The organism is Candidatus Woesearchaeota archaeon (assembly GCA_016180285.1).
Lineage (GTDB): Archaea > Nanobdellota > Nanobdellia > Woesearchaeales > JACPBO01 > JACPBO01.
In genome coordinates this window covers 1-26,305 of the sequence record JACPBO010000010.1, presented here as the reverse complement: position 1 = coordinate 26,305, position 26,305 = coordinate 1, and the positions used below count along the sequence as shown (strand labels likewise).

31 protein-coding genes are annotated in these 26,305 nt (G+C 37.7%); 17 read left to right on the top strand and 14 right to left on the bottom strand.

Translation table 11 applies throughout. The features are described from left to right. Genes HYU07_02990 through HYU07_02980 form a run of 3 tightly spaced genes read left to right on the top strand, consistent with a single transcriptional unit; the run spans nucleotide 1 to nucleotide 3,289 of the window. The gene (locus tag HYU07_02990; protein ID MBI2129182.1) at nucleotides 1-615 is read left to right on the top strand and encodes a hypothetical protein; all 615 of its coding nucleotides are present in this window, start codon (nucleotides 1-3) and stop codon (nucleotides 613-615) included. After that, on the top strand, nucleotides 612-2,282 hold the full coding sequence (locus tag HYU07_02985; protein ID MBI2129181.1) for a hypothetical protein: 1,671 nt from the start codon (nucleotides 612-614) through the stop codon (nucleotides 2,280-2,282). Before HYU07_02990 ends, HYU07_02985 begins: the two co-directional genes overlap by 4 nt. A 59-nt stretch (nucleotides 2,283-2,341) precedes the next feature. Then, nucleotides 2,342-3,289: a hypothetical protein gene (locus HYU07_02980; GenBank protein MBI2129180.1), complete on the top strand. Its 948-nt coding sequence runs from the start codon at nucleotides 2,342-2,344 to the stop codon at nucleotides 3,287-3,289. A 45-nt stretch (nucleotides 3,290-3,334) separates the two neighbouring features. Here the strand turns inward: HYU07_02980 and HYU07_02975 are convergent, their stop codons facing one another. From HYU07_02975 to HYU07_02940, 8 genes are all read right to left on the bottom strand, one after another. Beyond that, entirely contained in the window at nucleotides 3,335-3,697 is a 363-nt protein-coding gene (locus HYU07_02975) for a hypothetical protein (GenBank protein ID MBI2129179.1), read from the bottom strand. A 77-nt stretch (nucleotides 3,698-3,774) separates the two neighbouring features. After that, the gene (locus HYU07_02970) at nucleotides 3,775-4,356 is read right to left on the bottom strand and encodes a hypothetical protein (GenBank protein ID MBI2129178.1); all 582 of its coding nucleotides are present in this window, start codon (nucleotides 4,354-4,356) and stop codon (nucleotides 3,775-3,777) included. Continuing rightward, a complete protein-coding gene (locus HYU07_02965) occupies nucleotides 4,346-5,731 on the bottom strand; it encodes a hypothetical protein (protein ID MBI2129177.1) in 1,386 nt (461 codons plus the stop codon). The genes HYU07_02970 and HYU07_02965 overlap by 11 nt, the downstream gene beginning before the upstream one ends. A 45-nt stretch (nucleotides 5,732-5,776) precedes the next feature. Continuing rightward, nucleotides 5,777-5,998 carry a hypothetical protein gene (locus tag HYU07_02960; GenBank protein ID MBI2129176.1) on the bottom strand — a complete coding sequence of 74 codons (222 nt, stop codon included), beginning with the start codon at nucleotides 5,996-5,998 and terminating at the stop codon, nucleotides 5,777-5,779. A 7-nt stretch (nucleotides 5,999-6,005) separates the two neighbouring features. Beyond that, nucleotides 6,006-6,536 (bottom strand): hypothetical protein, encoded by a 531-nt coding sequence (locus HYU07_02955; GenBank protein MBI2129175.1) that lies wholly within the window; start codon nucleotides 6,534-6,536, stop codon nucleotides 6,006-6,008. A 101-nt stretch (nucleotides 6,537-6,637) separates the two neighbouring features. Beyond that, nucleotides 6,638-7,951: a translation initiation factor IF-2 subunit gamma gene (locus tag HYU07_02950; GenBank protein MBI2129174.1), complete on the bottom strand. Its 1,314-nt coding sequence runs from the start codon at nucleotides 7,949-7,951 to the stop codon at nucleotides 6,638-6,640. 9 nt (nucleotides 7,952-7,960) lie between these two features. Next, a complete protein-coding gene (locus HYU07_02945; protein ID MBI2129173.1) occupies nucleotides 7,961-8,455 on the bottom strand; it encodes a 30S ribosomal protein S6e in 495 nt (164 codons plus the stop codon). A 91-nt stretch (nucleotides 8,456-8,546) separates the two neighbouring features. Next, on the bottom strand, nucleotides 8,547-9,014 hold the full coding sequence (locus HYU07_02940) for a hypothetical protein (protein MBI2129172.1): 468 nt from the start codon (nucleotides 9,012-9,014) through the stop codon (nucleotides 8,547-8,549). 108 nt (nucleotides 9,015-9,122) lie between these two features. Here HYU07_02940 and HYU07_02935 point away from each other — a divergent pair, with 108 nt between their 5' ends. Beyond that, nucleotides 9,123-9,848, top strand: coding sequence for a hypothetical protein (locus HYU07_02935; GenBank protein ID MBI2129171.1), 726 nt, complete (start codon nucleotides 9,123-9,125; stop codon nucleotides 9,846-9,848). 46 nt (nucleotides 9,849-9,894) lie between these two features. Here the strand turns inward: HYU07_02935 and HYU07_02930 are convergent, their stop codons facing one another. Both HYU07_02930 and HYU07_02925 read right to left on the bottom strand, forming a co-directional pair. Next, nucleotides 9,895-10,617: a hypothetical protein gene (locus tag HYU07_02930; protein ID MBI2129170.1), complete on the bottom strand. Its 723-nt coding sequence runs from the start codon at nucleotides 10,615-10,617 to the stop codon at nucleotides 9,895-9,897. Nucleotides 10,618-10,676: 59 nt separating this feature from the next. Then, the gene (locus HYU07_02925) at nucleotides 10,677-11,237 is read right to left on the bottom strand and encodes an Lrp/AsnC family transcriptional regulator (GenBank protein MBI2129169.1); all 561 of its coding nucleotides are present in this window, start codon (nucleotides 11,235-11,237) and stop codon (nucleotides 10,677-10,679) included. A gap of 140 nt (nucleotides 11,238-11,377) precedes the next feature. Here HYU07_02925 and HYU07_02920 point away from each other — a divergent pair, with 140 nt between their 5' ends. From HYU07_02920 to HYU07_02860, 13 genes are all read left to right on the top strand, one after another. Further along, entirely contained in the window at nucleotides 11,378-11,599 is a 222-nt protein-coding gene (locus tag HYU07_02920) for a DUF1858 domain-containing protein (protein ID MBI2129168.1), read from the top strand. Next, the gene (locus tag HYU07_02915) at nucleotides 11,600-11,743 is read left to right on the top strand and encodes a hypothetical protein (GenBank protein MBI2129167.1); all 144 of its coding nucleotides are present in this window, start codon (nucleotides 11,600-11,602) and stop codon (nucleotides 11,741-11,743) included. Nucleotides 11,744-11,784: 41 nt separating this feature from the next. After that, nucleotides 11,785-11,970 (top strand): DUF1059 domain-containing protein, encoded by a 186-nt coding sequence (locus HYU07_02910; protein ID MBI2129166.1) that lies wholly within the window; start codon nucleotides 11,785-11,787, stop codon nucleotides 11,968-11,970. 23 nt (nucleotides 11,971-11,993) lie between these two features. Continuing rightward, nucleotides 11,994-12,815, top strand: coding sequence for a DUF4382 domain-containing protein (locus HYU07_02905; protein ID MBI2129165.1), 822 nt, complete (start codon nucleotides 11,994-11,996; stop codon nucleotides 12,813-12,815). 85 nt (nucleotides 12,816-12,900) lie between these two features. After that, the gene (locus HYU07_02900; GenBank protein ID MBI2129164.1) at nucleotides 12,901-13,950 is read left to right on the top strand and encodes an FAD-dependent oxidoreductase; all 1,050 of its coding nucleotides are present in this window, start codon (nucleotides 12,901-12,903) and stop codon (nucleotides 13,948-13,950) included. A gap of 13 nt (nucleotides 13,951-13,963) precedes the next feature. Continuing rightward, complete coding sequence (locus HYU07_02895; protein MBI2129163.1) at nucleotides 13,964-15,022, top strand: hypothetical protein; 1,059 nt, start codon at nucleotides 13,964-13,966, stop codon at nucleotides 15,020-15,022. Between the two features lie 55 nt (nucleotides 15,023-15,077). Next, on the top strand, nucleotides 15,078-15,635 hold the full coding sequence (locus HYU07_02890) for a 2-oxoacid:acceptor oxidoreductase family protein (protein MBI2129162.1): 558 nt from the start codon (nucleotides 15,078-15,080) through the stop codon (nucleotides 15,633-15,635). Beyond that, entirely contained in the window at nucleotides 15,619-15,936 is a 318-nt protein-coding gene (locus HYU07_02885) for a 4Fe-4S binding protein (GenBank protein ID MBI2129161.1), read from the top strand. Before HYU07_02890 ends, HYU07_02885 begins: the two co-directional genes overlap by 17 nt. Nucleotide 15,937: 1 nt before the next feature. Then, nucleotides 15,938-17,104, top strand: coding sequence for a pyruvate ferredoxin oxidoreductase (gene porA, locus HYU07_02880; protein ID MBI2129160.1), 1,167 nt, complete (start codon nucleotides 15,938-15,940; stop codon nucleotides 17,102-17,104). Further along, the gene (locus tag HYU07_02875) at nucleotides 17,101-18,015 is read left to right on the top strand and encodes a pyruvate ferredoxin oxidoreductase (GenBank protein MBI2129159.1); all 915 of its coding nucleotides are present in this window, start codon (nucleotides 17,101-17,103) and stop codon (nucleotides 18,013-18,015) included. Before porA ends, HYU07_02875 begins: the two co-directional genes overlap by 4 nt. Nucleotides 18,016-18,122: 107 nt before the next feature. Next, nucleotides 18,123-18,785, top strand: coding sequence for a CPBP family intramembrane metalloprotease (locus HYU07_02870; GenBank protein MBI2129158.1), 663 nt, complete (start codon nucleotides 18,123-18,125; stop codon nucleotides 18,783-18,785). A gap of 2 nt (nucleotides 18,786-18,787) precedes the next feature. Continuing rightward, complete coding sequence (locus HYU07_02865; GenBank protein ID MBI2129157.1) at nucleotides 18,788-19,945, top strand: hypothetical protein; 1,158 nt, start codon at nucleotides 18,788-18,790, stop codon at nucleotides 19,943-19,945. Nucleotides 19,946-20,066: 121 nt separating this feature from the next. Continuing rightward, on the top strand, nucleotides 20,067-20,240 hold the full coding sequence (locus HYU07_02860) for a hypothetical protein (protein MBI2129156.1): 174 nt from the start codon (nucleotides 20,067-20,069) through the stop codon (nucleotides 20,238-20,240). Nucleotides 20,241-20,269: 29 nt separating this feature from the next. On the opposite strand, the gene HYU07_02855 is transcribed toward HYU07_02860, so the two are convergent. The 4 genes from HYU07_02855 to HYU07_02840 form a co-directional block, all read right to left on the bottom strand. Further along, nucleotides 20,270-20,878, bottom strand: a complete 609-nt coding sequence (locus tag HYU07_02855; GenBank protein MBI2129155.1) for a hypothetical protein — start codon at nucleotides 20,876-20,878, stop codon at nucleotides 20,270-20,272. An 18-nt stretch (nucleotides 20,879-20,896) separates the two neighbouring features. Beyond that, nucleotides 20,897-23,893 carry a hypothetical protein gene (locus HYU07_02850; GenBank protein MBI2129154.1) on the bottom strand — a complete coding sequence of 999 codons (2,997 nt, stop codon included), beginning with the start codon at nucleotides 23,891-23,893 and terminating at the stop codon, nucleotides 20,897-20,899. An 82-nt stretch (nucleotides 23,894-23,975) separates the two neighbouring features. Next, nucleotides 23,976-24,920 carry a hypothetical protein gene (locus HYU07_02845; GenBank protein ID MBI2129153.1) on the bottom strand — a complete coding sequence of 315 codons (945 nt, stop codon included), beginning with the start codon at nucleotides 24,918-24,920 and terminating at the stop codon, nucleotides 23,976-23,978. 315 nt (nucleotides 24,921-25,235) lie between these two features. Beyond that, on the bottom strand, nucleotides 25,236-26,162 hold the full coding sequence (locus HYU07_02840; GenBank protein ID MBI2129152.1) for an RsmB/NOP family class I SAM-dependent RNA methyltransferase: 927 nt from the start codon (nucleotides 26,160-26,162) through the stop codon (nucleotides 25,236-25,238). Nucleotides 26,163-26,305 lie beyond the last annotated feature (143 nt).

Below are 26,305 nucleotides of genomic sequence, written 5' to 3'. Positions count from 1 at the left end.
ATGAAAGCAACAACTAAAAAAATAGCAGTAATCAGCAGCATTCTTTTAGCTACTTTGGCGGCCTACCCATCTGTAAAACAAGCCCTTAGCCCAAAACATCATGACATATATGACGCCTCAAAAATCGGAACAGGTGCTCTGAATGAGGAAGGAAGTGTAGTAGTTGAAGTAAACTATAGGGATGTAACGTATTCAGAATCTGTTTTTGGAATGCGCTGTTATGGCATATTAATACCGGGTCATAATTACTATCTTAACGGCTTTCTTTTTGAAGATTCTTCAAATAAAAATTTAGCAGAATTTGCTTTAGAAAAGGATCTTACTCTTAAGGTTCTGCCTAAGGAAAAAGGCGAATCTGGAATCTTTCCTATCCCGAAAGGGGTTAACCCTGCGTATATTCCAACGGAAACATCAAATTGCCCTCCACCTTTAGAAGAATTAGTTTGGCAATCCGAGGCAAAGATAGAACATGTTGGGCAAGAATTCTGGGTTAAGACAATAAAAGAAGGCAAGGATAAATATTTTAGAATTAAAGTAACAGATTATGGTTCTGTAAATAAAACAATTAAAGAAGAATATGGAAGCCCGGAAGTTACAAAGGTAAATGTAAAATGATAAACAAGGAAATAAATTATTCAGTAATGTTCTTATTGGCATTTCTTGTAGTTCTTCCTCTGGCAAATGGCGGTGGCAGCGACAGTGTTAACGGATGTAATGAAGGATGCGCAGCTCTTGGCACTGGGGGCATACAAGAGTATTTTTGTTTTGAGAATCATGTAAGTATGTATCAAGTTAGTGGAAACATGATAATCGGGTGCGACTGTTCCCAAACTGTTGGGGGCCGTGTTGGCGGCAGCAATACGCAATTTATGATGGCATACAATAATGATGTTTCTTACCAGAGCTATTATTGCGACTGCAATGGCAATATAAGAAAATTTTATACTGGCGATTGCACTACTGAACCGACTTTTGAGAAGTGGCCAGAGACTCCTATTTATACTCCGCCCCAGGATGGCAATAAATATAAATGCGTTGATCCTGATGGCGAGCCTGGGTGTGGGTATGAACGCTGGGACCCTCCATGGTCCTGGACCATTACACATCTTGCCTATGATAAACCAAACTATCGCCTTGTTTGCCATGGTTTAGAGAATGCCAGATGGGATCCCCCTGCTCCGCTTAGCTCTGTTGACTGCGGAACTGCTGGCGGGCCAGCTGGAGGCGGTTCCGGTGGAGGAACAGGCGGAGCTGCTGGTTCGGGAACTCTTGCGACATCAGCGCTTTGCGGAGCTCCAGGATGCTCTATAATCTTAAGAGGGTCCTTCATAGAGCTAGATGTCCCGCCTGATGCATTAAAAGGAAGCGGCACTATTGTTACAACAAACAATGCTCTCTCCGGTACAATTATAACAATTATGAAAGAAGATACATCTCTTTACATCAATAGTGAAAATAATATCCTTGTTGTTTATAGGCTTATACCCCAAGAACTTGCATTTGCGCTTCCCTCAGCCATAACTATAGGTTATGATGAAGATCCGGCAATAAATGAAGATAGGCTGGATATTTATCTTTATGATGAAGAAAACAATAATTGGATAGCTCAAAATGCTTCAATAAATAAAGAGAAAAATGAGTTAACCGCGCATATTGGCCACTTAGGCGTATATGCTGTCATTATGGCGATAGATACAGAGCCCCCTGTCACAAAGGATGATTATAAATACAATAACACATGGGTTAATAAAAATGCTGTGATCAATTTAAGCGCCACAGATGATTTATCCGGAGTGAAAGAAACATTATACTGCATTGGAAATTATGCTTGCGTTCCAAACATCAGCTATAAAGAGCCAATATCAATAACAGCAGAGGGCATAGCGTATTTGAAATATTACAGTGTAGATAATGCGGGCAACAAAGAAGAAGCAAAAGAAACAATAATAAAAATAGATAAAACACCGCCAGAGTTAAGCTTGGCATTAAATCCAAATCAAATATGGCCTCCGGACCATAAAGAAGTGAGCGTTAAGGTAAATGGCTATGCTGTTGATTCCTTAAGCGGCGTTAAAATTAACAGCTTCAAATTAATTGATGAGTATAATGAAGTTAAAAATACTGTAAATGGATTTAATACCTCGATAAAGCTGATAGCATGGAGAGATGGCAACGACAATGACGGCAGGAATTATACAATAACTGTCGAATCAGCTGATAACGCCGGAAATAATGCCATAACATCAGCTGCTGTTCTAGTGCCGCATGATCAGAGGAAATGACAGCAGCATTACACCCATATCTGATAGGTGGTTCTTGATAAATTAAGGAGAAGAATAAAATGGATAAAAAAACCAAGGCACTTTATATTGCTTTAATGGTATCTTATCTAACATACCTAACAACAGGGTGCACAGCTAAAAATAGATTAGTTGAAAAGTACAATGCTGTAAAATTAACAAATGATACAAAAGCCGAATGGCTTGCAGCTTTCTTAGGAGACAGTGTTGCTTACACAAGCAGGAAAATGGGTTCTGGTTCTCAAGAAATTTATATTGGCGATAAAGCTCCAATAAAAATAGATTTAGGTGATGAGATTATAGATAATTTCTTTGGTGGCAGAAATAATCTGCGCCAGTTGGACAATGGAAAAATTCTTGTACCTGTTTATTCCCTTATGCCTAATGAGACAAGACACAAACTATGCATTAGCCTAGTTGACCCTGCTGATGGAAGTCATAAGCTAATATTTATACCCGAACAGTTCGAGGCTTATGTTTTTTTGGAAGGTTCTTTTAGAGATAAATTTTATGTTACCACAGAATCATATAAGTCGGGTAATCATATATACGAAGTTTCATTAAATGGGGATAAAAAGGAGATTAGTGCTTTTCCATCCATCATTGCAAGAAAACAATATACGATTCAGGAACTTAAAAAGGAATTATGGAATGGATTAGGAATAAATGAAGACCAACTAGAAGCTATAGCGCAAAATAAATGTCTATTGGAAGTAAATGACTTTAGAACGGATAATGAAGGCAATATTATTGAACTTCTTGTTGGTTATTACGGAAAAAATGGATGGATAGGTCATGAGCAGTGGGACATATACAGAGCCCCTTACAAAGGCAATTTAAAATTTCTTCCAAATACATCAAACAAATCAGGCAGCTTATTAGAAAATAAAATGGATCATCTGTTTGATAAACAATATGAACTTGGATCCAGACAGAAACTACGATGTGATGCCTTATCTTCTGCAAAGAACGAACTCACTAAGAATTAATAATCCTCATAGGAGAATGTAAAATAAAATAAGCAAAAATGGCAATTACGGATTTCTTCCGAATGTTAGCTTATCCGCAGCTAACGCCAAGCACATGCCTGCTGTATAAGCAACAAAATCATTGGGATCAAATTTTCCAAAAAACCCGCTGAATGCTTGCGCGATCTCAATGCCGTAAAATAAGGAAAGGAGAAATCCTGCAACAAATCTTCCCCTATTCTTAAATGAAGCGCCATAATATGGGGAGATCAATTCGGTTAAAAAATATGCTCCAAAAGGAAATGCAGTTTCGATCAAATATTTGCCTGTGAAATTTCCTGCAGGGTATTTTGCTGCGACTGCAACGCTGCCTATTACCGGCAGAAAAGCATATGCTCCTTCCACTATTCTTTCAAGCCTTTCTCCCATAGCGCTTATTATGGCACTTGAAATATTTAAATCTTTCTATTTTGTAATTACTTTTTAGTAGTTCATTTGTAGTTGATTTAAGAAACATAAACGTAAATCTTGTGGATCTGCTGGTCATAAGCTTGCGATTGGGCATTTGCCGCTCCTCCGCTAGCATCGCAATTTGCTCCTGTGCAAACCATCACATTATAAATATAAGTTCCAGCCTTAGCTCCGCCAGGTATGTTGAATGCAACCCTTGCAATGTCTCTTTCAAATTTTTTAATTGTTTTTGTTGTTGGGTAAACAAACCATTTAGTTGTAGCTTCTGTCGCAGTTGAAATTGTTTCTCCTTTTTCATCAATAGCAGCATCCCATTTAACGCTTATGCTGAATGTATCGCCAGAATCCAGAATATTCCTTATTCCAATCCCGGCAACATCGCTCTTCCCAGCCCGTACATTGATGGAATTCGGAATAACAGCAACCTTTGACCCTGTGTCAAGAGCATCAAGTATCTGCGCTCTTGTCTGCTGGTCAAGATCTTTCTGCGTTGCATAGGCCTGCTGCATAAACCTGTATGTCAATGTTACTGCAAGCCCGAAAACAACTATGGCCAGGATAAGCATCACTATGAAATTTATGCTCAACTCCATGCCTTTCTTGTTTTTAACTGACATCTGGCTTTATAACGGTTACTTTTTCTTTTAACGCCTGTTCGAATGAATCTGCATAAGTGGTTGTTGCTCCATAGCTGGTTTTTCCGAATTCATAGTCTATTTTTATATTAAGGTAAATATCTTTTTGATAGCCGTCAAATTCATAGCTGCTTACCGGTATCTCAATGCTGTTTTTATAGCCGACAGTTGGGAAAATTAAATTACCGGTCTCTTGGCCAAGGACAACTGTTTTATCATTTATTTGCACTTTATTGATAGTTAGTGGCAAAACAGCATTTTTTTCATCAAATTTGCTCAACGTAAAGTCAATTTTAACTGTATTGTTCTTGATATTAAGCGGTTGCTCAAGGGAAACGTCAAAGTCCAATGTGAAGTAAGATGCTGTTTTTGTATTCGGGTAAAGCTTGGATAATTGAATCCCCTCCTTCACTGCAGTTTTGCATTTGTCTTCAAAACAGCCGTATTGCATGTAATTTCCAACATCTCCTTCGCAAGGCCCGCAGTCTGCCGGAGCATTGCATTTCGTTTCCCCTTCTTCACAGATCCAGTTGCCGTTGCAGTCAGCTATTATGTCATGCCTGCAGAAATTATTTGTTTGTTCATTGCAGTAATCATTTGTGCACCTGTTGCCGTCATCGCAGGAATCCGGGCATGAAGCTTCAGGCCCTTTTACAAACGTTACATCTGTTTTTATCTGCTCGACATAGCTTCCGCTGCTGCTCACTCCTTTTTCTTTATACTCATAAAATATTCTCAATGATATTCGCTTGTCCGCCTTATCAGCGCCAAAATCATAATCAATCACAATGACTTCGCTTATTGCGTCATTTATTTTCCACAGCATTCTTTCAATTGGCTTTTCGCTCAATAAAATATTCGAGCTGCCCATTGATGTTTCAACCATTATTTTGTTTATTTTTATATCCGTCACGCCAGCATCAGCTTGCGCAAGCATTATGCTTAATCCAAGGGCGGAGCGTCTTGTATCGAATGGCTTGTCTATTGTTGTGCTCAGCTGGAGCTTGAATTTCCCAACATCTTTTTCTGAAGAAAATGTCTGTGATATTTTTTGGGGAACGCATTCATCCTTTTTATCGCACGCATATGTTATGCCTGACTTTGATTTTGCCGAGCACTGGCCGTAATCTGCAGGGCAGCCGCATTCATTTTCCCCGGATTCCTTTATTTTGTTTCCGCAGCAGTTCATTTCAGCAATATAGCTGCATTTTCCCTTAACGCAGCTTGCGTCATAGCATGTTTTTGCTGCGCAGTCAGAAACTGATTTGCATTTTTCAACATTGCTTTTTCCGCAGGCGCTTATTAAAAAAACAAGAATAATTATAGATGTCAAAAACAAATAATGACTTTTTTTCATTTATTGTCCCTTTATTAAAATCATATAAAGATTAAAAAACAAAAATCAAACCCTTTTGATTTCATATTCCTTGGCTATTATTGCCATGAAAATCACAAGGATCACTGCTCCGATTAAAATGATATAGATCGGGTTGATCGCTGCCTGCTGGAATAATTGATACAGGCCAAACAGCATGATAATCACGCCAACCCACAGAAACTTGTCAAATGTGATCTTCATGATCTCGAATTCTTCTGCCTGAGTTAGCCTTCTTTTGATTTTCATCTTGGCCTCATTTGACTGTTACGTAAAGGTCAACTGTCTGTGGCTGGCTACCTGCCCCTGGCGGCGTTACTTCAATCGGAATCAAATAGGTAGTTGGCTCAGCTCCTGAACTTACTTTCACCTTCATCGGGATGACTTCAACTTCACCAGGCTGCACTTTTTTAGTAGAAAAGGTTGATACTGTAACATCTCCTTCACAAGCAGTTCCGGCTATCGTTTTACAGTCGTCGGTTTTAATGGCTATGCTGAACTCAACAAGGGTGTCATCTTGCAGATCATTTTTTATCGCAAGAAAAATGCTCTTTTCCTCGCTTCGTTTCATCTCAATTTCATAAACATTCAGCATTACCTTGCTTGTGGAATCCTTAATCCTGTCAATCATTTCCTTTTTTATTTGGTCAGAAACCTCTCCGAACTGGGATGTAACGCCTCCAAATGTCTTTTTCATGAATCCAAGGCCTAAGCCAAGCATTGTTATTGCAAGAATCAAGATCACAATCGCATTTATAGAAAGCTCCAAAGCGCCTTTTTTATTCATCCTCATCTTCACACCTCTTTTTAACGACATATATGTATAAAATATGCAATACAGCTGTATTGAAATAACTAATTTATAAAGCTTTCTATGGGTTTAATCCGTTATTCCTTTATTATCCCATATCCTATTAGCCTGAACCTTGTCTTGATCAATCTGGAGATCGTAACCCTCGACCCTTTTTCAGCGCATACTGGCAGCTTCAGCCTGCACTCTGCCTTGTTTTTGCCGATCTTTGTGACAATGCCGACAGTTGCTGCTGAGTTTACATTAAGCATTAATGATTCACCCAGTTTTATGGGCTCCACATTTAATTCTTCTCTGGATCCAACAACCCTTTCAAGCAGATGTGTTTCTAAGTTAAGGTTATACCAGACATCAGGCAGCTTTCCAGGAAAGCCAACTATTGCGCCGCCCAGGGAATCTGCTTTTATAATGGAAGGGTCTAATAAAGTAAGCACCCCGATCGAGCCGCCTGGCTTTACATCATTTACTTTTTCAGAGCCAGTCACCAAGCCAACTATCTTTGTCTTTAACGGCTTCCAGATTTTTTTATTTGCCTCTGTCACTTCATAACCTGGCTTTATCTCTATTTCATCATTGACTTTAAGCATGCCTTGCTTCAATGATCCGCCTAAAACCCCGCCGATAAGCTTCTCAGGCAGATCGCCCGGCTTGTTTATGTCAAATGACCTTGCGACAAACATAATGGGCTCTTTATTAGGATCTCTTGCAGGAGTTGTTATAACTTTCTGTATTGCATCTATTAATGCTCCGATATTGACTCTGTGCTGCGCGCTTATAGGTATTATCGGCGCATCTTTGAACTTTGTATTTCCCAAAAACTTCTTTATCTGCTCATAATTCTGGACTGCGCCTTCCCTTGAAACAGTATCCACCTTGTTCTGCACAACAACAACCTTATTGATGCCGATAATTTCCAGCGCCATCAAATGCTCTCTTGTCTGCGGCTGCGGGCATTCCTCATTCGCAGCAACAAGCAGCAAAGCGCCGTCCATAATTGTTGCTCCGGAAAGCATTGTTGCCATCAAGGATTCATGGCCAGGGGCATCAACAAAGCTGACCTTTCTCAAAAACTCTGCCTTGCCATTGCATTTCTTGCAGGCTGGCTGCGTTGTGTAAGCATCTGTTCCTTCGCAATTATCGCATTTATAGAATGATGCATCAGCATAGCCTAATCTTATAGTTATCCCTTTTTTGATCTCCTCAGAATGAGTGTCAGTCCATTTGCCTGTCAGGGCCATTGTTAAAGTTGTTTTGCCGTGGTCAACATGCCCGACCATGCCTATATTTATTTCCGGCTGCACTTTTTCTTCTTTTGATTCTTTCTGCTCTTTTATTTTAATTTCCCCTTTTTCTTCAGTTTTTTCAGATTCTTCCGGTTTCTTCCTTGGCATGTTAAGTTTTTATTTCTTTTCTTCAGTTTTTTCTTCTTTATGTTCAACTTTCTTTTCTTTTACATCAGCAGGCTTTTCTTCTTCTTTCTTTACCTCAGCCGGTTTTTCTTCCTTTGCCGCTTCTTCGCCTTCTTTCTTCTCTTCAGCAAACTTTTCATTTCCTTCTTTTGTGATTTTCAGATTCACCTGGGAAGTTTTGATTCCGACTGTGTTGCCGGCAACTGTTTTTCTGATCTTGATGCCCTTTTCCCCGACTCTGATTCCCTTGCTCTTTACAGTGTAGATTTTTCTTTTGGTGATCCCTTCAACATCTCTTCTCATAGGAAATCCGCAGTCATCAGAGCCGCCTGTTACCTGGAACTCATAGCCGCTAAATCCAATGTTGTCGCCCTTTACAATGTCGCCGATCTTCTTGCCGATCAGCACCTTAGAATCCTGCCCTTTCAGCTCTCTCTTGTAAGACTTTCCAGTCTTAGAGTCGCTTATTGTTAGTTTTATGTCCATTTTTCCTCCCGAGAACTATAACATTCACATTATAGCCTCAGCAATGCAGAGAATTGCGTGTTTATTTATAAAGATTACTGAGAAAATAAAGTTATTTAAGAAAATATTTTACAGTCATTTCATCATGCTTTTTGGGTTCACCTTTTGCTTCTCCACTATAAAGATCAGCAGCAAAATAGCATCTGACTACAGATATTATATGTTCATAGTTTTCTTCGCGCCCTAACAATTTGCGTATACTACTAACTTTTGCTTCTTCAGTCGACAAGCTTACTATAGGTCTGTAATACCAATAAAAAAAAGAAGCTTGAAAATGAAAATATTGCGGTTCTATTTTCTGCAATGCAGATATTACTTCTTCAATATTTATTGTGGATAATCCTATTTTCTCAGGTTTATCGAAATCACCTCTTGTCATACCCTCTCTGTAAGGGGTGTAAGTTCCAGTTACAATTATTTTTCCCACTAACCTATCGAGGGGAATAGACCTAACTAATTCGGTTATATCTGTTCCGAATTTACTTTTACTTGGTTCCCGGTCATTATACTCTTTCATCATTTTAATCACAATTAAGTAGTAGTGTATATTCGCCATATAAATCTTTGTTATAAATATTTGATAACAATGTAGAAAGATTTAAATACGGGCTGAATCATCTACCTGAACATGGATGCAGCAAAACTTGAAGAATTAGGGTTAACGCATAATGAGGCATTGACTTATACGGCTCTATTAGAGATAGGTGAAACTAAAACAGGAGCCATAGTCAAAAAAACAAGTTTGCATCGTGTTCTTATTTATGATGCTTTAGAACGCCTTATCAAAAAAGGCCTTGCGACATTTGTTATTAAGGAAAACAGGAAGTATTTCCAAGCTAGTGATCCCAATAGGTTATTGGATTTTCTCAAAGAAAAAGAAGAATTAGCTAAATCTTTACTGCCAGAATTAAGCCTGAAGAGGGAAATAGCAAAAGCAAAACAGCAAGTTTCTATTTATGAAGGAGTCAGAGGTTTAAAATCCGCCCTGCAGAATATGCTAAAAGAGCTTTCCCCAAAAGGAACTTATTGCGCATTTGCTTCCGGGAATATGGCGGATACAATAGGCCCTTATTATGATCTTTATCAAAAAGAAAAGGAAAGGAATAAGATAAAATCATTGATAATATATGATGAGGAGTTTAAAAAAAGAAAAGATATTCTAAAAATAACTTCTGGAGCAATAAAATTTTATCCCTTGACATATTTCCCAACTGATACTTTTATCTATGATGATAAAGTCCTGATTGTAATTTGGAATGCAAATCCGCCATTTGCTGTTTTGATAGTGAGTAAACAGGCAGCAGAATCCTATAAAAAAATATTTGATGTATTCTGGAAAAAAGCACACTTTTAAAAACAGATATGGACAAGTTTCTAAAAATTGATCCTAACATTATGACTTAAGGAAACAATCTTTCTCTCATGCTTGCTGGCTGTGTCGGATGCTGGAAATAAGGGTTTGTGGGCATTAAAGGTCTCATATTTGGATTTTCCCGTCCCATCTGCGGCAGCTCTTCTTCGCCTTCAAAAGGCATTTTCTCCATATTCCCCTCTTCTTTAATTGACTCGGGATTCGGGGTTATCTTGTCTATTAGTTCAATCAAATAATAAAAGAGCGGGAAAAACAAGGCTATTGAAATGAAAACCTGCCATGTCGGCTTTACTTTGTCATAAAATATCGGCGTGAAAACAAGCGCAAAATAAGTTACAACACGAACTCTTCCTATGAAATGTATCATCTTTTTAGCCTTCAGCCCTTCAATAATTATCCAGATGCCGTAAGCAAACATCAGGGCTGCCAAAAATAATTTAAGGAAAAAATAAACGCCCAGAACCATCTCTTTTTTTTCAAGCATTAAAAAAAGCGTTCTTGCCCAGTCTATCCCCACCCATAATGGAATAACTCCGTTTGAAATCGCATTGCCCAAAGATGTCCCTCTCTTCTCCTGGAAAAATTCAGCAAAAAACCAGCTCAAAAATACAGGAATGCCTATCCATAAAAGATTGAAGTTTGTGAAATATGCTCCAAATATGCCGATCCATACCAGAAAGAACTGCCAGATCCAGATCAAAAAGATCCAGGCTGCATTCAAAACAGGTAAAATGAAGCTGTACCATGCCATAAATGAAACCTTCGGTAATTTAGTTAATAAATATTTCTATTGGCAATTATGTTTTCTTTTTATACGCAATTCCTGCATTCCTGGTTGCAGTCAATCTGCGCTTTGTTCTCATAATCTATGTTGAGCGGCAGGACAAGATCTTTTGCAGTTGATATCACTATATTCAGCTCAATATCTTTCACTTTCGGGTTTCCCCTTAGATGATGATTGACTATGCCCTCAAGCCTTTTGAGGTCAGTTGCCATGAAAAAAAGGCAGAGATTATGCCTTCCTGAAGTGATTAGAGCATTAATGAAGAATGGGCAGTCCTTGAATTCATTAATGATGGCTGTTGTGTCAGTCGCATTCACATCCACCTTTGCAAGGCTCAGGTCAACTATTCTGAAATTCACTCCGCTTATGCTGTGCAAGATCCCTTTTTGCCTGAGTTTTTTTATTCTTGCCCCGATTGAAGGCTGGGAGAGCTTTATTTTTTTTGCAATCTCATCCTGCGATACATCCGGATTTTTCTGGATTAAAGACAGAATCGTATTATCCCTGTCATCAAGGCCCAGCTGCTCGTTGAACTGGGTTTTTTTCTTGAAGTCTTCCAATTTCATGAACAGGTTATTGTTTTTCATTTTCTTATAATATATTAGTAATAAGCCTATATTTATAAACTTTTCCTTTTATTTAGAATATTTTAATGATATTTACTTATATTTCAAAGTAATTAGATTTATATATTTTCCAGATATAACCTTGTTAGGTGCTAGACAAAATGCCAAAAGATCCGGTTACAAAAGAAATGCTGATCGGGGATGTTGTAAAGAAATATCCCGAATCAATAGAAATAATGCTGGATTACGGCATACAGTGCATTGGCTGCCATGTCGCAACATGGGAAACTCTGGAGCAGGCTGCAGCAGCCAACAAGGCAGATATTAATGCTTTAATCAGAAAAATAAACGAATCGTTAATTCTAAAACGGGAGGTGAGATAAATGACCCGAGAGATTGTTTGCCAAAAAGGAAGGTGTTTTGATTTTGAGGCAATAGAACACGAGCTTGACAGTTTGTTCAACAGAACAAATATTGTAGAGCAAATAGAGCTTGATTTGCTGAAGAACAGGCTTCATGGAACTTAATTTTAATGGCGCCTGTAAAGATAAATTTGGAGGTGAGTAAAATGACATACGAAATATCGTGCAGTAATCTGGGTATGGACTGCAGCTATACAGCAACCGCGCGCAGCATGGGGGCTTTGATGTCAAAAGTAACAGAGCATGGAAAGGCGGTGCATGGCTATACAGAAAAAGAGCTTAAAGACCCGGGAATGGTTAAAAAACTGAAATCAGTCATAAAGAGAAAATAAATATAAAACAAAAGGTGGTTTAGATGGGCAAAGAAATAATAGGTTTGCTTTCGGTGATGGTTTTATTTCTGGCTGCTTGTCAGCAATTGCCGCAAGAGCCGGCAACCGGTGTAATTCCGCCGAAGCAAACTGAAGAAGGCAGAGCTGTTTTTGCAATAACAGATGCTGCTGCAGACATGAAGGCAGTTACAAGCATAAAAATTACTATTGACGAGGTAAGCGTGCATAGCGCGGCAGAAGGATGGGCAACTGTTTTATCAGCGCAGAAGACATATGACCTTCTTAAGCTGAAAGCAGAAGGAAGCCAGGAGCTTTTGGCAGATATAAGCCTAAAGCCGGGAATTTATGAGCAAGTCCGCCTGCATATTTCAAAAGTTGTTGTTATGGATGCATCCGGAGAGCATGAAGCCAAGCTGCCGTCAGGCGAACTGAAGATTTTAGGAAATCTTGTAATTGATGCAAGCTCAACATCAACAGCAACATTTGACTTCATGGCAGACGAGTCCCTTCATTTAACCGGGAATGGCGAGTATATCCTGGCCCCTGTTGTAGAGCTTGAAACCAAGGAAAAAGCAGATGTAGAAGTAAAATCCGATAATAAAGTGGAAATTAAGTTAGGAAAAACAATTACAAAAACTAAGGTCGGAATGGACATCGACGGAAATGTAGGTGTCGGATTGAAAATCGGGCTGAATGAGGTGCTGTCAATCGAAGGCGGAAAAATAAAGATCGGAGCCCTTGTCAGCGAACAAGCCAAATCAAGCAGCAGTGCAAGCGGAAGTTCTGCTTCATCTGCTGGCTCAAGTACATCTGCAGGAGTAAGCACAGGCGGAGGCTACTATTGATTTTTATTTCTTTTTTTATTTGTGCATTTTAGAATGCAGATATAAACGCAATATTTAAAAACTATCGAGCCTCTGTTCTTTTAACATGGTACATGACCTTATCATAATCGGAGCTGGGCCAGCAGGAATGAGCGCTGCTGTTTATGCAGCCCGAAACAAGCTGGATTTTCTCATTATTTCAAAAGACATTGGCGGCCAGGCAGTATGGTCATCTGATGTTGAGAATTACATTGGCTACCAATTCATAACTGGCGCAGAGCTTACGCAAAAGTTTGAAGAGCATGTTAAAAAGTATAATGTGCAGATCATTACTGATGAAATTGTTGAGCTGAGAAAGCCAAACAGCATTTTTGAAGTTGAAGCAAAGAGCAGCAAAAAGTATCAGGCAAAAACAGTCATTATAGCATCAGGCAAAAAGCCAAGGATGCTCAATGTTCCTGGTGAAAAGGAATTCAGGGGGAAAGGCGTGACTTATTGCGCAGTATGCGATGCCCCTTTGTTTTCCGGAAAAGACGTGGCAGTTATTGGCGGAGGGAATTCTGCATTAGATGCAGCATTGCAGCTTACAAAGTATGCAAATAAAATTTATATGATCAATATAACAGGCGAGCTTGGCGGAGAGGAAGTATTAAGGCAGAAAATTGAAAAAAACAAGAAAGTGGCTGTTTTGAATAATTCAAAAACAGTTGAGATTTTTGGGGATAAATTTGTAAAAGGGATCAAGTTAGAGCAGGATAAAATGTCGGAAATTTTCCACCAGTTTAAAACTGGTGGCAGAAAGCCAATCAATTTCAGATTGCGGAAAATTTCCGAGCATGCTCAAGAACCACCTGATGCTATGAATAGCAACAACATTCCACCTATCTCTGATGTGGTTCTTGACAAAATAAAAATTATTGCTGTTCAGGGCGTTTTCATTGAAATCGGGCTTGTTCCTGAAACAGATTTTGCAAATATCGCCAAAAAGAATGAGTTCGGAGAAATAATCATAGATCAGTCAGCAAAAACAAATATTCCCGGGATCTTTGCAGCAGGCGACGTTACAAATACGCCGGAAAAGCAGATCGTTGTAGCAGCAGGAGAAGGCGCAAAAGCTGCGCTGGGGGCGATAAGGTACTTGTCGAGTTTGAAGTAATTATTATCTTAAAATGGTCAGATCAAAACAAGTATACAAAAAGACATTTACAAGAGATTTTTCATTGGGCATGGTTGAACTTTGGTGCGCTGGTGAAAGCACCGATCCAAGACAGTGGGCTAAAGAAGAACAGCCTTTCATGCCTTACATAATTTTTCAGAGAAAAAACGATGCTGTAGTCTGTTATATGAATCATAATGGCATAAGATGGACAAAAAATAAAATTAGACGCATGATGAATAAGGATGGGGCTTATACCTTTTTTGTTGCTAAAAATTTTTTGAATATTATCAAACCAATACAATATATTTTGAAAAAAGAGAGCATACTTGATCTCAAGTCGCTTAAAAAATTTACTTCTAGAGTGCGTGCATCATGGCCGTGGTTTGGAGCGTTGTGGTGGGCAATAGATTTACTGGAAGAAGAAGGCAGAACAAAAGAACTATCGCCCTTATTGCAAGCCCGTAAAGAAGGAGAATTGATCGGTGCTGGTTCTGATGCAGTAATCAGAAAATCCATTAAACATGCATATCCTAAATTAACAAGTTATGTTGACGTTATTTTGTTAGATGAAGCAATTTCAGGCAGAATGCCATCACAAAAAAAACTTGAAAAAAGATTGAAAGGATATTTTTATACAAACAAGACCCTATTTGTCAGTGCAAAAATTGAAGATATCGAGAGCAAATTCAAGATTAGCATAGAAAGACCCCGAAAAGTTAGAATAAATAAAATCAGGGGCCAGGCAGCTTATAAGGGCATTATATGCGGCAAAGCAAGAGTGATTATTAGCAGAAAACAACTGTCTTTAATGAAGCGAGGTGAAATCCTAATAGCGCCAACAACAGCCCCTGATTTTCTAACAGCAATGCACAAAGCAGCCGCTTTTGTTGCTGATGAAGGCGGTATTATCTCGCATGCAGCAATTGTTGCACGAGAAATGAAAAAACCATGTATTATCGGAACTAAGATAGCTACACAAGTTTTAAAAGATGGCGACTTAATAGAAGTTAATGCAAATGAAGGGTTAATAAAAATCATAAAAAGATCAAAACAAAAAAAGAACATTTAATTTTCGAATTCACAACATTTAAAAACTTAAGAAATCCTTTTTCTACACAATAAAAATGATCGAAATAAGAATCCACGCCAGAGCAGGGCAGGGCGCAAAATCAGCAGCCCAGTTCATAGCAGAGGCTGCAATGGAAAAAGGGAAGTTTGTGCAGGCATTCCCGGAATACGGCGCAGAAAGAATGGGGGCTCCAATGAAGTCTTATGTAAGAATTTCAGATAAAAAGATCAGGGATTATTCGCCTGTGCTCAACCCGGATGTTGTAATGGTTATAGACCCTTACTTTATCGAGCAGATTGATGTTGCCGAAGGCTTAAAGGAAAATGGCATTTTGATTGTAAACACAAATAAAAATCCTGCAGAAATAAAAAATTTAACAGAATTCAAAGGAAAAATATTCACATTGGATGCAACAAAGATTGCTTTTGAAGCGATAAAAGCAAATAAGCCGAATACGCCGTTGTTGGGGGCGTTGATCAAGGCAACAAGCATTGTAAGCCTTGAAAACATAAACAAAAAAATAAAGGATTATTTTTTGAAAAAATTAGGAGAAGAAAAAACTAATGCGAACATAAATGCTGTAGCAAGAGGTTTTAATGAAGCAAAAAACTAAGCTAATGTCGAGCAAGGAAATGCCGATTGGCGGCATAGTTTTAGAGCCAGGCTCAACCTTAAAAGAAGAAACCGGATCATGGAGGGCAGAAAGGCCTGTTTATGATGCATCTAAATGCAACCAGGATATGATCTGCGCGCAGCACTGCCCTGATATGTGCATAATTGTTGTTAAAGATAAAAAAACAGGAGCAAAGCGCCTAGGCACGGATTTCAGGTACTGCAAGGGATGTGGAGTATGCAGCCAAGTGTGCCCTGTAAAAGCAATTACAATGAAGCCGGAAGGAGAATTTAAAAAATAAAATGCCCAATAAAAAAACACTTGCATTAACAGGGGATGAAGCAGCAGCAGAGGCAATGCGGCAGATCGATCCTGATGTAATTCCGTCTTACCCGATAACCCCGCAGACTTTCATTATTGAAACATTTGCCCAGTTTTATGCAGACGGAAAAGTTTCAGGGGAAACAGTTGATGCAGAGTCAGAGCACAGCGCAATGAGCATTGCTGTTGGAGCAAGCGCAGCAGGCGCAAGGGTAATGACAGCATCATCTTCGCAGGGAATCGCATTGATGTTTGAAGTCCTCAATGTCGCTTCAGGCTTGAGGCTGCCGATTGTCATGAATGTTGTCAACAGGGCGCTGTCATCTCCGTTAAACATACACTGCGACCATTCTGATTCAATGGCATGCAGAGATACAGGATGGATCCAGCTCTACAGCGAGGATGCGCAGGAAGTTTACGATCACAATCTAATCGCAATCAAATTAGCAGAATCAAAAAATGTCTTATTGCCGGTCATGGTCTGCCAGGACGGATTTATAACTTCGCACTGTGTTGCAAATGTTGAGATTTTAGATGACAACATTGTTAAAAAATTTGCAGGCAATTACGAGCCAAAGTATTCGTTGCTCGATGTTGATCGCCCAATAACTTATGGCGCAATACAGCTCCAGAATTATAATTTTGAAACAAAAAGCCAGCTCGATGATGCTATGCAGGGCGCAAAAAAGGAATTCCTGAAAATAGGCAGTGAAATCTCAAAAATAACAGGCAGGGAATATGGCTATTTTGAGGAATATAAATCAAAGGATGCAAAAGCTGTTATTGTTGTGCTGAACTCAACTGCAGGCATTGTGAAAGATGTTGTTGATGAATTAAGGAGCAAGGGAAAGAAAGTTGGATTGTTAAAAATAAGATTGTTCAGGCCATTTCCATATGGCGAGGTAAATGAAGCATTAAAGAATGCAGAAAAGATTGCTGTTCTGGACAGGGCAGAGTCTTATGGCGCGAATGCACCGCTTTATTCTGAAATTTTAAATTCATTGTTCGTATTAGACAAAAAGCCGGATGTTTCAGGCATTGTATTTGGCCTGGGTGGAAGGGAGATTTTCAAGAAAGACATTGAAGGCATTTTTGATACTTTATTGGCAAATAAAAAACAGGAAAAATATGCAGGATTAAGAAAATGAACCTTAAAGAATTATCCTTGAAAGAGAACAGGTTTGTACCGGGCCATAGGGCATGCGCTGGCTGCGGATTCCCCCAGATAATCAACACTGTATTGAAAGCCACAGGCAATGTTGTTGCATCGTGCGCAACAGGCTGTATGGAGGTCACATCAACAGTTTATCCTCATACTGCATGGAAAGTTCCCTGGATCCATTCATTATTTGAAAACGCAGCTGCAACAATTTCAGGAGTTGAAACAGCATATAATGTCTTGAAAAGAAAAGGAAAAGTAAAGAAAGACATCAAGTTTGTTGCATTCGGCGGCGACGGCGGAACTTATGATATTGGCCTGCAAAGCTTATCAGGAGCAGCTGAGCGAGGCCATAAATTTGTTTATGTGCTTTATGACAACGAAGCTTACATGAACACCGGCGTTCAGAGAAGCTCCGGAACTCCGTTTGGAGCAGCGACAACAACCTCGCCAGATGGAAAAATTCATCATGGCAAAGAGCAGTTTAAAAAAGACATTGCGAAGATCATGGCTGCCCATAATATCCCTTATGTTGCGCAGACAACTGTTGCGCATTGGAATGATCTCTATACAAAAGCAGAGAAAGCGTTTAATGCAGACGGCCCGGCATTTCTGAATGTTCTGCAGCCCTGCACTCTTGGATGGAAATTCCCCGGAAACATGGCAATAGAGATTGCAAAGCTTGCAGCTGAGAGCAGGTTCTGGCCTTTGTACGAAGTTGAGAACGGAGTTTACAAGCTGAATTACGATCCTGCAAAACCGATCCCAGTCTCAGACTACTTAAAGACGCAAGGAAGATTTGCGCATTTATTTAAGCAAGAAAACAAGGAAATTCTTGAAAAGATCCAGAAGAATGTTGATGAAGAGTGGGAGAAATTATTGAAATTGTGTAGGAAATAGTTGTTATGTTCAATTCAAGTCACCTCGTCTTATCTAAACGCAACATCTACGAGCCCAAAAAAATCTGTCGGAAGATTTATATACCTTTAATTCAAAATTATCTTCGTATGAAAAAAGACTCTGCTACTTTACGTAACTGGATTCTATTCTTTGCTCTCATAACCTTTATTCTTTCATTTTCTATCGGCTTTAAAGGGTTATTCTTTTTAAGTCTAACAATAGGCTTATTTTTTCTAGCAATATTCATGAAGAAAAGAGAAACTGATAATTGGAGTGATGGTTTTAACTGGTTCATTGATTTTTTTAGAGAAATTTCTGTTTATTTCTTCGGTACTTTTATAATTGCCATAATAGTTGGATTATTTTTTGAAATGTCAGGTTTAAAATTGTCTGACCTTGAAACAGTTTTTAAATTTTTTCCTCCTACCTACTTGCTGTTTTTTGGACTTTTAGCAGGTCCACTCGAAGAATTAGTTTTTAGATGGGGAATTCTAAATTGGACTAAAAAGATCATCTCTAAGTGGACAGAACACGCTGAAGTAATCTCTTTGGTTTTTTCTTCTCTATTGTTTGGCTTATCCCATCTATATTTTGGAAGCGGACCAGCAATTTATACAATTTTATACCTTATTCCTACATTTATTATTGGCTTAATTTTTGGTAAAATATATTTAAGAAAAGGGTTAATCACGGTAATGTGGCTGCATTCGCTATACAATATGTTCGTTATTTTTTTAAATTATGCTTTGATTCATGGCTGGCGGTTTTGACAATGTTTAATAAATTCAATATTCGAAGATTTGGAACATTCTTCCTGGTGCTTCTTTTAGTCGTGTTCTTATATTGCTATATTTATCTTCAAATAGGATATCCTAAAGCTGTAGCTATTGAAGAATATGACAAGACAAACCCCATAATTAATGAAAAAACCGAAATTTTAGATTATAGAATTTTTAACTATCCCATTCAATATATTCGTATCTATTTTACTCACGCCACAAAAGAAGGCTTACCACCGAAAGTTAAGTCTGTATATATTGAAACAAGTCAAGAAAAGTCCGAAATATTTTTCCTCAACAGTATTCGTTTGATACAAAAGGGATGGGATGACGAATTTCTTAAAGTGATGTACCCTTCAGATTATGAGGTTAAGAGCCGTGAAAGATATGAGAGATCTAATAGATTTATTCAACAATTTATGAATAAAGGAGACAAGATGTGCTTATATGAGTTTGATAATTATTTAGTTTTTAATAAGACCATTAATTTAAGGTGTTATAGTCTCCAAGATAAAAATATGCTGAATTCAATAACAAAAGAACAAAAGAAATTCTTGTATAGTTCATTTCCAACAGACAATTTAACAGAAATTTATAATTATATTACTCCTGAATTTAGGGATAATCTTCTTTCAGATATTGGCGATTTTACACCCATCGCCACTACTTTTTATATGCACTATTCAATCACAGACTATGCCGATCTCAAATTAAAACCAGAGGATAGAATGACTTATACAGTTTATAAAATGCCTTTACAAAAAAACTGGACAGTCTATACTTTGTTTAGCGATAGTAAAATCCCTGTACAAGGAAAAAATTTTTACTTTTTTAATCTTAGTACGCCTTTAGATGAATCAAAAATTAATGCTGATTTAAGACCCGAAATTAACAATTGGTTCGTTGAAAACAACTATGCGCCAGTCATGGATAAAAGAAGATATGATTTTGTTAAAATCAAGGATAAAAATTGCTATCCTTTGATAGATGCAGAAAATGAAAGAATTGAGAATATATATTGCATCACTGATAAAAATAATACTGTCGAAACAACACTGTTTATTGTGAGTTGTAAAAAGTTTATGTTCTGTGATAGATTAAATAATGATGAGTTAAAAAAATCATACTACTCATTTATCGAACAATATTAGATTTTCTGGAGCTCTAACTAAATTTACTTATTCTAGCTCGGCGACTTGAACTTTTCGGATGAAATTGCCAATTCCAAATAAAACGAAATCTTTTTATAACCCCCAATTTATTTGTTAATATATGGCAAAACAAGCATGTCCAAAATGTGGCAGTAAAAAGATCGTAATTGCAGAAGGTTTCTCAAAATTAGGAAATCCTATATTGACTCAAGGTTTGGTTGGGTGGAAATGTCTTGATTGCGGATATGTTGGAAAAGATTTCTTCATAGTTTCAAAAACAAAACCAAAAAAATAATATTTTGGAATTGGCTATTGACCTTTAATTTATATTGTGAATCTAATCGATTTCACTATTTTATCAAATAGTAATTTATATTCTTTAAAATGCTCTTCATCTGTTTCCATAACAATTTGTATGGTCTGCTGGTTGTCATAGTACCCTGTTAATATCAAACCAAATTTCTGCCATATAGATACATTATTAATTTTTACAATACGATTAGAAATCAACCATTTACGATTGTTTATTTCTTTTATTTCCTCATCTAAAATTGTGAATTCCACATTAGGCTCTTCAGGAAACATCTTTAAAAGTCGAGAGTGAAAGGTTTCTAAATTTATGCTTTCATCATAAATATACACGCCAATGTCAAATCCAGCTATTTTATCCGGTGATGAAAAACTTGCTACTGCTCTATCTTCGCTAACCACAAAACTCCAATCTGCCGGGTAAATCATGGATTTTATACCTATATCGCTGTTTTTATATTCCTTAAAACCAGTCTCAATTGGCGCAGATACATCTTGAGATACCTTACACCCGGCCATTAAAATTACAACTAATATCAATCCCGTTAATAAGAATCTTTTCATAATTTCCTTTCTCGTTATTGAATTTATAATCCCGATATATAAATTATCGTTTATTTTCATTTAATCCATTTTAAAGAGTCATAAATTGATGAAAACTAAGCTTTTTAGCTGGTAAAACATATAAACTCCCAGGCCAGCAACTATCGTGCTTAATGCAGCTATCAGATTGGTTGTGTTTACTACTCGGTCTATGGGCGTATTTGCTTCTGCAATTGACCCGCTGACAGCTGCTGCAGTTATTCTGTTTACTTCGTTGTTTAATTTATCAGGCATTTTAGCCTTTTCAAATAGATTTACAACTTCTTCTTTTGTTTCTTCTTTTTTCGCTTCCTCCTTGGCTGGAGCAAGCTCTGCATAAGTGCATGTTTCTGTTATTGCGGGTTTAGTTCCAGCGCAGCTGTTTAAGTTCGTGCAGCTTCTGCTTCTTGCGCCTTCTTTAGAGCAAGGCTCCCAATCAGCGCACTGCCAGTTCGGTTTGCATGGTGTGATTGTAGGAGGAGAGCCTCCGCTGTTATCATCTGTAGTGGAAGGTGTTGGCTGCGCTGGCAATGCAATCTGGACTTCTATTGGTGTGCTGTTCAACAAGCCGAATTCACCTATTTTCTGAGTAGGAGGCGCTTCAACATAAATGCTGTAGTTTTTGTAATAGTTTGAATAATTGAACAGCAATGTAATATTTATGTATCCTTCGTTTGTGTTTCCTTCATAGATCACACTGTCATTTTCATCCCTGATCTCTATTTTTTTGTTATTGACCAGGCTGCCATGCTGGTCATATACATAGATTGGGAAGACTCTAGTAATATTTGTACGGTCATGGAAATCTGCTATGTCTTTTGCGGTTATATTGATGTGCCCTCTTATTGTTACAGTCGAATCTTTTGTATAAACATCAAACTCATTAGTGGTGCTTAGAGGGGCATTAAAATTAATGGTTGAATTCCCTCTTAAAATAATATAGCTGAACGTGGAGTTTTGGATGTAATTTACAGAATTAAGATATGAGCTGAATTTTATCTCGCTTATGTTTGTATTGCTTATATTTATCTTGAATCTTTCTGTTGAGTTTATGTGATTGCTGATTAAGCCTGGTTGTAAATCTTTTACAGCCAAAGTTCCATAATATGGCTGGATAAATAAAGAGCTTATGTTTGAATCTTCAATTGTGTTATCTGAACTGTCAGCCAGATATAGGGAAGAATCCCCAACACGGCGCGCTTCAAAATTTCTCAGCCTGTTTGTGCTGTTGCCTTCAAGCAGGGTTACATTTATCATTGAATTTGTTAAAAAATTTGTTGAATTGCCCCTTGCATCAAACCCTAAATAAGCTATATCAACATTGCTGAGATTTATGGCAAAGTTTGTTGTGGTAGACCGCATGTCATTCGTTGCAATTCCTGTTCTTAAGCCATCTATTGTCAGGTTGTTTGTCGAGTCGGAATAAATTACTAAATGATCAATATAGCCGCCGCTGATTTTATTATTTGATTTTTCGCTTATAGACGCTGTAGCATTTATTGTTGTGTTCACAAATGTATTATTTGATTCGCCATAAATGACAATATTTCCCCCCATTTCATAATCGCTTGAGCTAGAGCCTCCTGTTCCTGCTGCGTATTCTGTACCGCTGCCGAATGACTGGATAACATTTTCGAATATGTTTGTTGAATTTCCGTAAATGCTGATGTCTGTTAGTTTTGAATTCCTTATTGTATTCTGTGAATAATTGTAGAAATATGCGCTTTCATTGGATGTTGAACCATCAATGGAGTTTATTGAAGAGCCGTTAAAGCTGGTTTCACTATAAAATACAGTTGATTCGTTTATTCTGTTGTTGCTGTTTCCATCAAAGCTGGTTGTTGAATAGAATGTTGTTCTGTTTATCTTGTTGGTTGTATTTCCAAAGAACCTGGCATAATCCTTGAATGTTGCATTCTTGATTGTGTTGTTTGAGTAATTGTAAAATCTGGCCTCTAAATTAAATGTCGAATTTATTATTGTGTTATTTGAATAATCAAAGAAATCTGCCGTATCATTGAACACAGAGTCAATTATTTCATTTGCTGAATTTCCAAAGAACTCGGTCTTTTCAAAGAAAGAGTTCTCAATTCTGCTTTTTGCGTTGAAATAAAATCTTATAATGGTTGCAATATTATTTGCATATATTGTAGACTCTATTATCGTAAGATTTGCAGTATTTTCTATGTAAATGCTATTTTGCCGAGAACTTCCATTTAATACAAGTGAACTTTTGTTTAATACCAAAACTGCCCTGTCTTTCACATACAGTCTTTCGTTCAGCGTTATATTCTCATTTTCACATTTAACATACATTGTCCCGTTTATTGTCCAGTTTCCAGTCGCAGGCCATGTGCAGTTTATAGAGCCGCCTGCACTTCCGGCGGCAACTCCGACTGTTGTAAAATTATAATCCGAGCTGTTTGCGCAATTGCCTGCAGCATCGCAGCTTTCAACAGCGTAATGGTATAAAATACTGCCAGTTGCCAAGCCAGCCAATAAAACAGAGTGGTTTGCTGTATCTGTATCATTTTTTGCTTTTGAGCCATATGCTGTTGTAAGGCCGTAATAAACAGTGCTGTTTGAAATTTCATTTGTGTTCCAGATGATGGTTACATTGTCAGTTGGCGGCGTTGAATTTCCAACATTTGAGATTGCTGGCGGAGTTGTATCTGGCGTAGCATTAACGCTGAATGTATGGTATACGCCAACATCATTTATTCCGCTGGATGAATTGCATTTATAATAAAAGTTATATGTGTTGCCGCTGGATACGTTCCACGTTAAATTATATTTGACAAGATTTCCGTACAGGATAGTTGATGTTAAGTTAGAAGGACTATTTTCATAACTGAAGTTTGCTGTTGTTGTGTCATATTTGCATTTTGACCAAAATGACTCGTTTGTATAGATTTCTAAAATAACAGATGTTGTTGAATTTGGCAATATGGAGTTATTTGTGGGCTTGTCCACTATTATGGGTGGCCCTGATGCAAGAGCCAAGCTGATCAAAGCTAAAAACAGCAAAGGAATTATAAGCAGCATTTTTTTATTCATATTTTATCACCTTTGGCAGTATTTAAGGCTAGTGTAAATATCTTACTGCGGGAACAATCGCTTGTTTTTGTCAAAATAGGCATCATACTTCTGCACCTTTCTCATTATTGTTCATAAAATGTTCTCTTAGGCTAACAATGTTTTTTTTGCCGCTTTTTTCTTTATGCACCACTTTTCTGGCTTCTAATTCCGAAAGAAGCTTGCTTAGGCTCGCTTTTGGCATCCCTGTAATAACCCTTAATGTGCCTTGTGTTGTTCTGCCTTCTTTCATTCTTAATATATTGATGATCTGGCTTTCGTCTTCCTTGAGATGCTCATCAATGCTGAACTTTTTACTGAGTTTCCTTTCAAGCTTTTTCATCCTTGTTTTCTTGTAAACTATTAAAAACGTGATTTGGGCCATTATGATTGCAACTAATACAGAAAGCACTATGTTCATTTTTTTGTCAGAAAAGATGCCTGATCTTTCTCCAATGTTAAATACAGCCATGCCGGTCATTTTGGAATTTTTTGAAGCATTGAAATTTTCCCAGACAAGCATTGAACTTTGGCCATTGCTTTCAATCCGTGTTGGCTTTGCATTTGCTTCTTCTACTGGGTCCATCAAGATGGAGTGCGGTGGCAGCGTTAAAGCGGCCTTGAACAATTTGGAATCAAAAGGGGCAATGAATTCTGTGAAAAAAACAGCCATTGGCGAATTATAGTTGAGCATTTCCCTTGTGTAAAAGCTCAATTTTACTTTTTTTGTAGAAGTTTTTATTGGTATGGTTGTTTTGTTGTTTGAAACATCAGGAATTAAAGTTATGTCATCTATGGCAAGAGAAACACCCCATGCATCAGGTGGCAAAACAACTGTAAGGTTTTTATTGGAAGAAGAATTAAAATTGTATTCGATTGCAGATAAAATATAGTATCTGCTATTGATGTCTTTGACTTGCAGGTCTATATTGTAGGCTTCTAGTGTTTCTGCCATTACAATTGAGGGCAGTAAAAACAACAGCAATAACAAGGCTGTTTTATTGTGCATGTTTCACCTGATTTAGTATTAAATGGTTCAATTTGCCAGCTAACATATATTTTTTACTGATTGCCGATCTGCTCTTTTTTATCTTTAAAGCTTTATGCTAACTATCTCTTATCTGTAATTGTTCCTAAAGCCCCACTTTTTTTTAAATGAACTTTTTTATGCGTATTCTGACATTATTGGGTTAATTTAACCTTATTCTAGCTAAAAAATGATTTTTCAATCGTTTGATAAAAACCATCTCAGTTCTATTTTTACAAAGAAAATGCTCCTCACTATTTAAATATTTCCATTAAGTAATCATTTATTAGTAATAACTCATAATTTAGAAATCTTCGCCACAAAGAACCCCTCACTATCATTATCCTGCGGCCAGATCCTCAGGCATTTTTTTATTTCATCACTGTATTTTTTATTTTCAAATTTTAAAATAGGCTCGCTTCTTTTTATGTCTAATTTTATTTCTTCAAGTTCAGCATTATCATGTTTGCCCAACAAGTAATCAACAACCTCTTCATTCTCCTCAGGCTCCAGCGAACAAGTTGAATAAACCAAGGTTCCATTTTCTTTTAAATTGCTGAATGCAGTCTCGATCAGGTTCTTCTGCGTTGCTGACAGCCTTTTCACCATATTCGGGTTCCACATCAATAATGTTTTAAAGCTCTTCCTTATTGTTCCTGTTCCGGAGCACGGCGCATCAACAAGGATCCTGTCAAACTTCATTTCCTTGAGCCACTCTCCGTGCATCATTGTTATGATGCAGTTTGCTGCCCCGCATCTCTGCATATTCATCTCAAGCGGCACAATTCTCTCCCCCTTATAATCATTTGCAACCAATATTCCTTTGTTTTTCATGTACTGCGCTATCTGCGTTGTCTTTGACCCGGGAGAAGCGCACATATCCAATACAATCTCTCCTGGCTTCGGGTCAAGAACTATAGGCGGGATCATTGAAGCCGATTCCTGAACATAAATATAGCCGAGAAAATGCTCAATCGCATTTCCAATATCCCTTCTTCCCTGCTTATGCTCAACCCAGAATCCTTCCTTGCACCAGGGTATTTGAGCCAATATCCAGCTTTTCCCTAAGCTTTTTTTCAGTTTCTCAATTTCAATCTTTAAAGTATTTACTCTGATGCTTCTCCTTAAAAATTTCAGGGAATATTCTTTGAACTCCTTAAAATCAGTTAATTCAGAGTACCTTTTTATAAACTCCGGCTTGAATTTGATGTTATCCTTATCCATGAAATAAAAGAATGATGCAGGCTATTTAAATATGTTTGCTGCAAAGGGCACAGTCAACTTAATGGTGCTAACCAATAAATATCTCCTTCTCTAAAACAAAAATTGAACGGCAGCTAACATGCCAGTAGCTAATGCTGCCGTTC

What these genes read in the sequence shown, in the direction of transcription:
- HYU07_02865 (MBI2129157.1), top strand. Translation starts at nt 18,788, where the DNA reads ATGTTTAATAAATTCAATATTCGAAGATTTGGAACATTCTTCCTGGTG.
- HYU07_02850 (MBI2129154.1), bottom strand. Translation starts at nt 23,893, where the DNA reads ATGAATAAAAAAATGCTGCTTATAATTCCTTTGCTGTTTTTAGCTTTG.
- HYU07_02980 (MBI2129180.1), top strand. Translation starts at nt 2,342, where the DNA reads ATGGATAAAAAAACCAAGGCACTTTATATTGCTTTAATGGTATCTTAT.
- HYU07_02940 (MBI2129172.1), bottom strand. Translation starts at nt 9,014, where the DNA reads ATGATGAAAGAGTATAATGACCGGGAACCAAGTAAAAGTAAATTCGGA.
- HYU07_02935 (MBI2129171.1), top strand. Translation starts at nt 9,123, where the DNA reads ATGGATGCAGCAAAACTTGAAGAATTAGGGTTAACGCATAATGAGGCA.
- HYU07_02965 (MBI2129177.1), bottom strand. Translation starts at nt 5,731, where the DNA reads ATGAAAAAAAGTCATTATTTGTTTTTGACATCTATAATTATTCTTGTT.
- HYU07_02955 (MBI2129175.1), bottom strand. Translation starts at nt 6,536, where the DNA reads ATGAATAAAAAAGGCGCTTTGGAGCTTTCTATAAATGCGATTGTGATC.
- HYU07_02950 (MBI2129174.1), bottom strand. Translation starts at nt 7,951, where the DNA reads ATGCCAAGGAAGAAACCGGAAGAATCTGAAAAAACTGAAGAAAAAGGG.
- HYU07_02855 (MBI2129155.1), bottom strand. Translation starts at nt 20,878, where the DNA reads ATGAAAATAAACGATAATTTATATATCGGGATTATAAATTCAATAACG.
- HYU07_02885 (MBI2129161.1), top strand. Translation starts at nt 15,619, where the DNA reads ATGAAGCAAAAAACTAAGCTAATGTCGAGCAAGGAAATGCCGATTGGC.
- HYU07_02915 (MBI2129167.1), top strand. Translation starts at nt 11,600, where the DNA reads ATGACCCGAGAGATTGTTTGCCAAAAAGGAAGGTGTTTTGATTTTGAG.
- HYU07_02910 (MBI2129166.1), top strand. Translation starts at nt 11,785, where the DNA reads ATGACATACGAAATATCGTGCAGTAATCTGGGTATGGACTGCAGCTAT.
- HYU07_02875 (MBI2129159.1), top strand. Translation starts at nt 17,101, where the DNA reads ATGAACCTTAAAGAATTATCCTTGAAAGAGAACAGGTTTGTACCGGGC.
- HYU07_02975 (MBI2129179.1), bottom strand. Translation starts at nt 3,697, where the DNA reads ATGGGAGAAAGGCTTGAAAGAATAGTGGAAGGAGCATATGCTTTTCTG.
- HYU07_02905 (MBI2129165.1), top strand. Translation starts at nt 11,994, where the DNA reads ATGGGCAAAGAAATAATAGGTTTGCTTTCGGTGATGGTTTTATTTCTG.
- HYU07_02870 (MBI2129158.1), top strand. Translation starts at nt 18,123, where the DNA reads ATGAAAAAAGACTCTGCTACTTTACGTAACTGGATTCTATTCTTTGCT.
- HYU07_02845 (MBI2129153.1), bottom strand. Translation starts at nt 24,920, where the DNA reads ATGCACAATAAAACAGCCTTGTTATTGCTGTTGTTTTTACTGCCCTCA.
- HYU07_02840 (MBI2129152.1), bottom strand. Translation starts at nt 26,162, where the DNA reads ATGGATAAGGATAACATCAAATTCAAGCCGGAGTTTATAAAAAGGTAC.
- HYU07_02990 (MBI2129182.1), top strand. Translation starts at nt 1, where the DNA reads ATGAAAGCAACAACTAAAAAAATAGCAGTAATCAGCAGCATTCTTTTA.
- HYU07_02890 (MBI2129162.1), top strand. Translation starts at nt 15,078, where the DNA reads ATGATCGAAATAAGAATCCACGCCAGAGCAGGGCAGGGCGCAAAATCA.
- porA (MBI2129160.1), top strand. Translation starts at nt 15,938, where the DNA reads ATGCCCAATAAAAAAACACTTGCATTAACAGGGGATGAAGCAGCAGCA.
- HYU07_02960 (MBI2129176.1), bottom strand. Translation starts at nt 5,998, where the DNA reads ATGAAAATCAAAAGAAGGCTAACTCAGGCAGAAGAATTCGAGATCATG.
- HYU07_02945 (MBI2129173.1), bottom strand. Translation starts at nt 8,455, where the DNA reads ATGGACATAAAACTAACAATAAGCGACTCTAAGACTGGAAAGTCTTAC.
- HYU07_02920 (MBI2129168.1), top strand. Translation starts at nt 11,378, where the DNA reads ATGCCAAAAGATCCGGTTACAAAAGAAATGCTGATCGGGGATGTTGTA.
- HYU07_02970 (MBI2129178.1), bottom strand. Translation starts at nt 4,356, where the DNA reads ATGTCAGTTAAAAACAAGAAAGGCATGGAGTTGAGCATAAATTTCATA.
- HYU07_02895 (MBI2129163.1), top strand. Translation starts at nt 13,964, where the DNA reads ATGGTCAGATCAAAACAAGTATACAAAAAGACATTTACAAGAGATTTT.
- HYU07_02900 (MBI2129164.1), top strand. Translation starts at nt 12,901, where the DNA reads ATGGTACATGACCTTATCATAATCGGAGCTGGGCCAGCAGGAATGAGC.
- HYU07_02930 (MBI2129170.1), bottom strand. Translation starts at nt 10,617, where the DNA reads ATGGCATGGTACAGCTTCATTTTACCTGTTTTGAATGCAGCCTGGATC.
- HYU07_02925 (MBI2129169.1), bottom strand. Translation starts at nt 11,237, where the DNA reads ATGAAAAACAATAACCTGTTCATGAAATTGGAAGACTTCAAGAAAAAA.
- HYU07_02860 (MBI2129156.1), top strand. Translation starts at nt 20,067, where the DNA reads ATGGCAAAACAAGCATGTCCAAAATGTGGCAGTAAAAAGATCGTAATT.
- HYU07_02985 (MBI2129181.1), top strand. Translation starts at nt 612, where the DNA reads ATGATAAACAAGGAAATAAATTATTCAGTAATGTTCTTATTGGCATTT.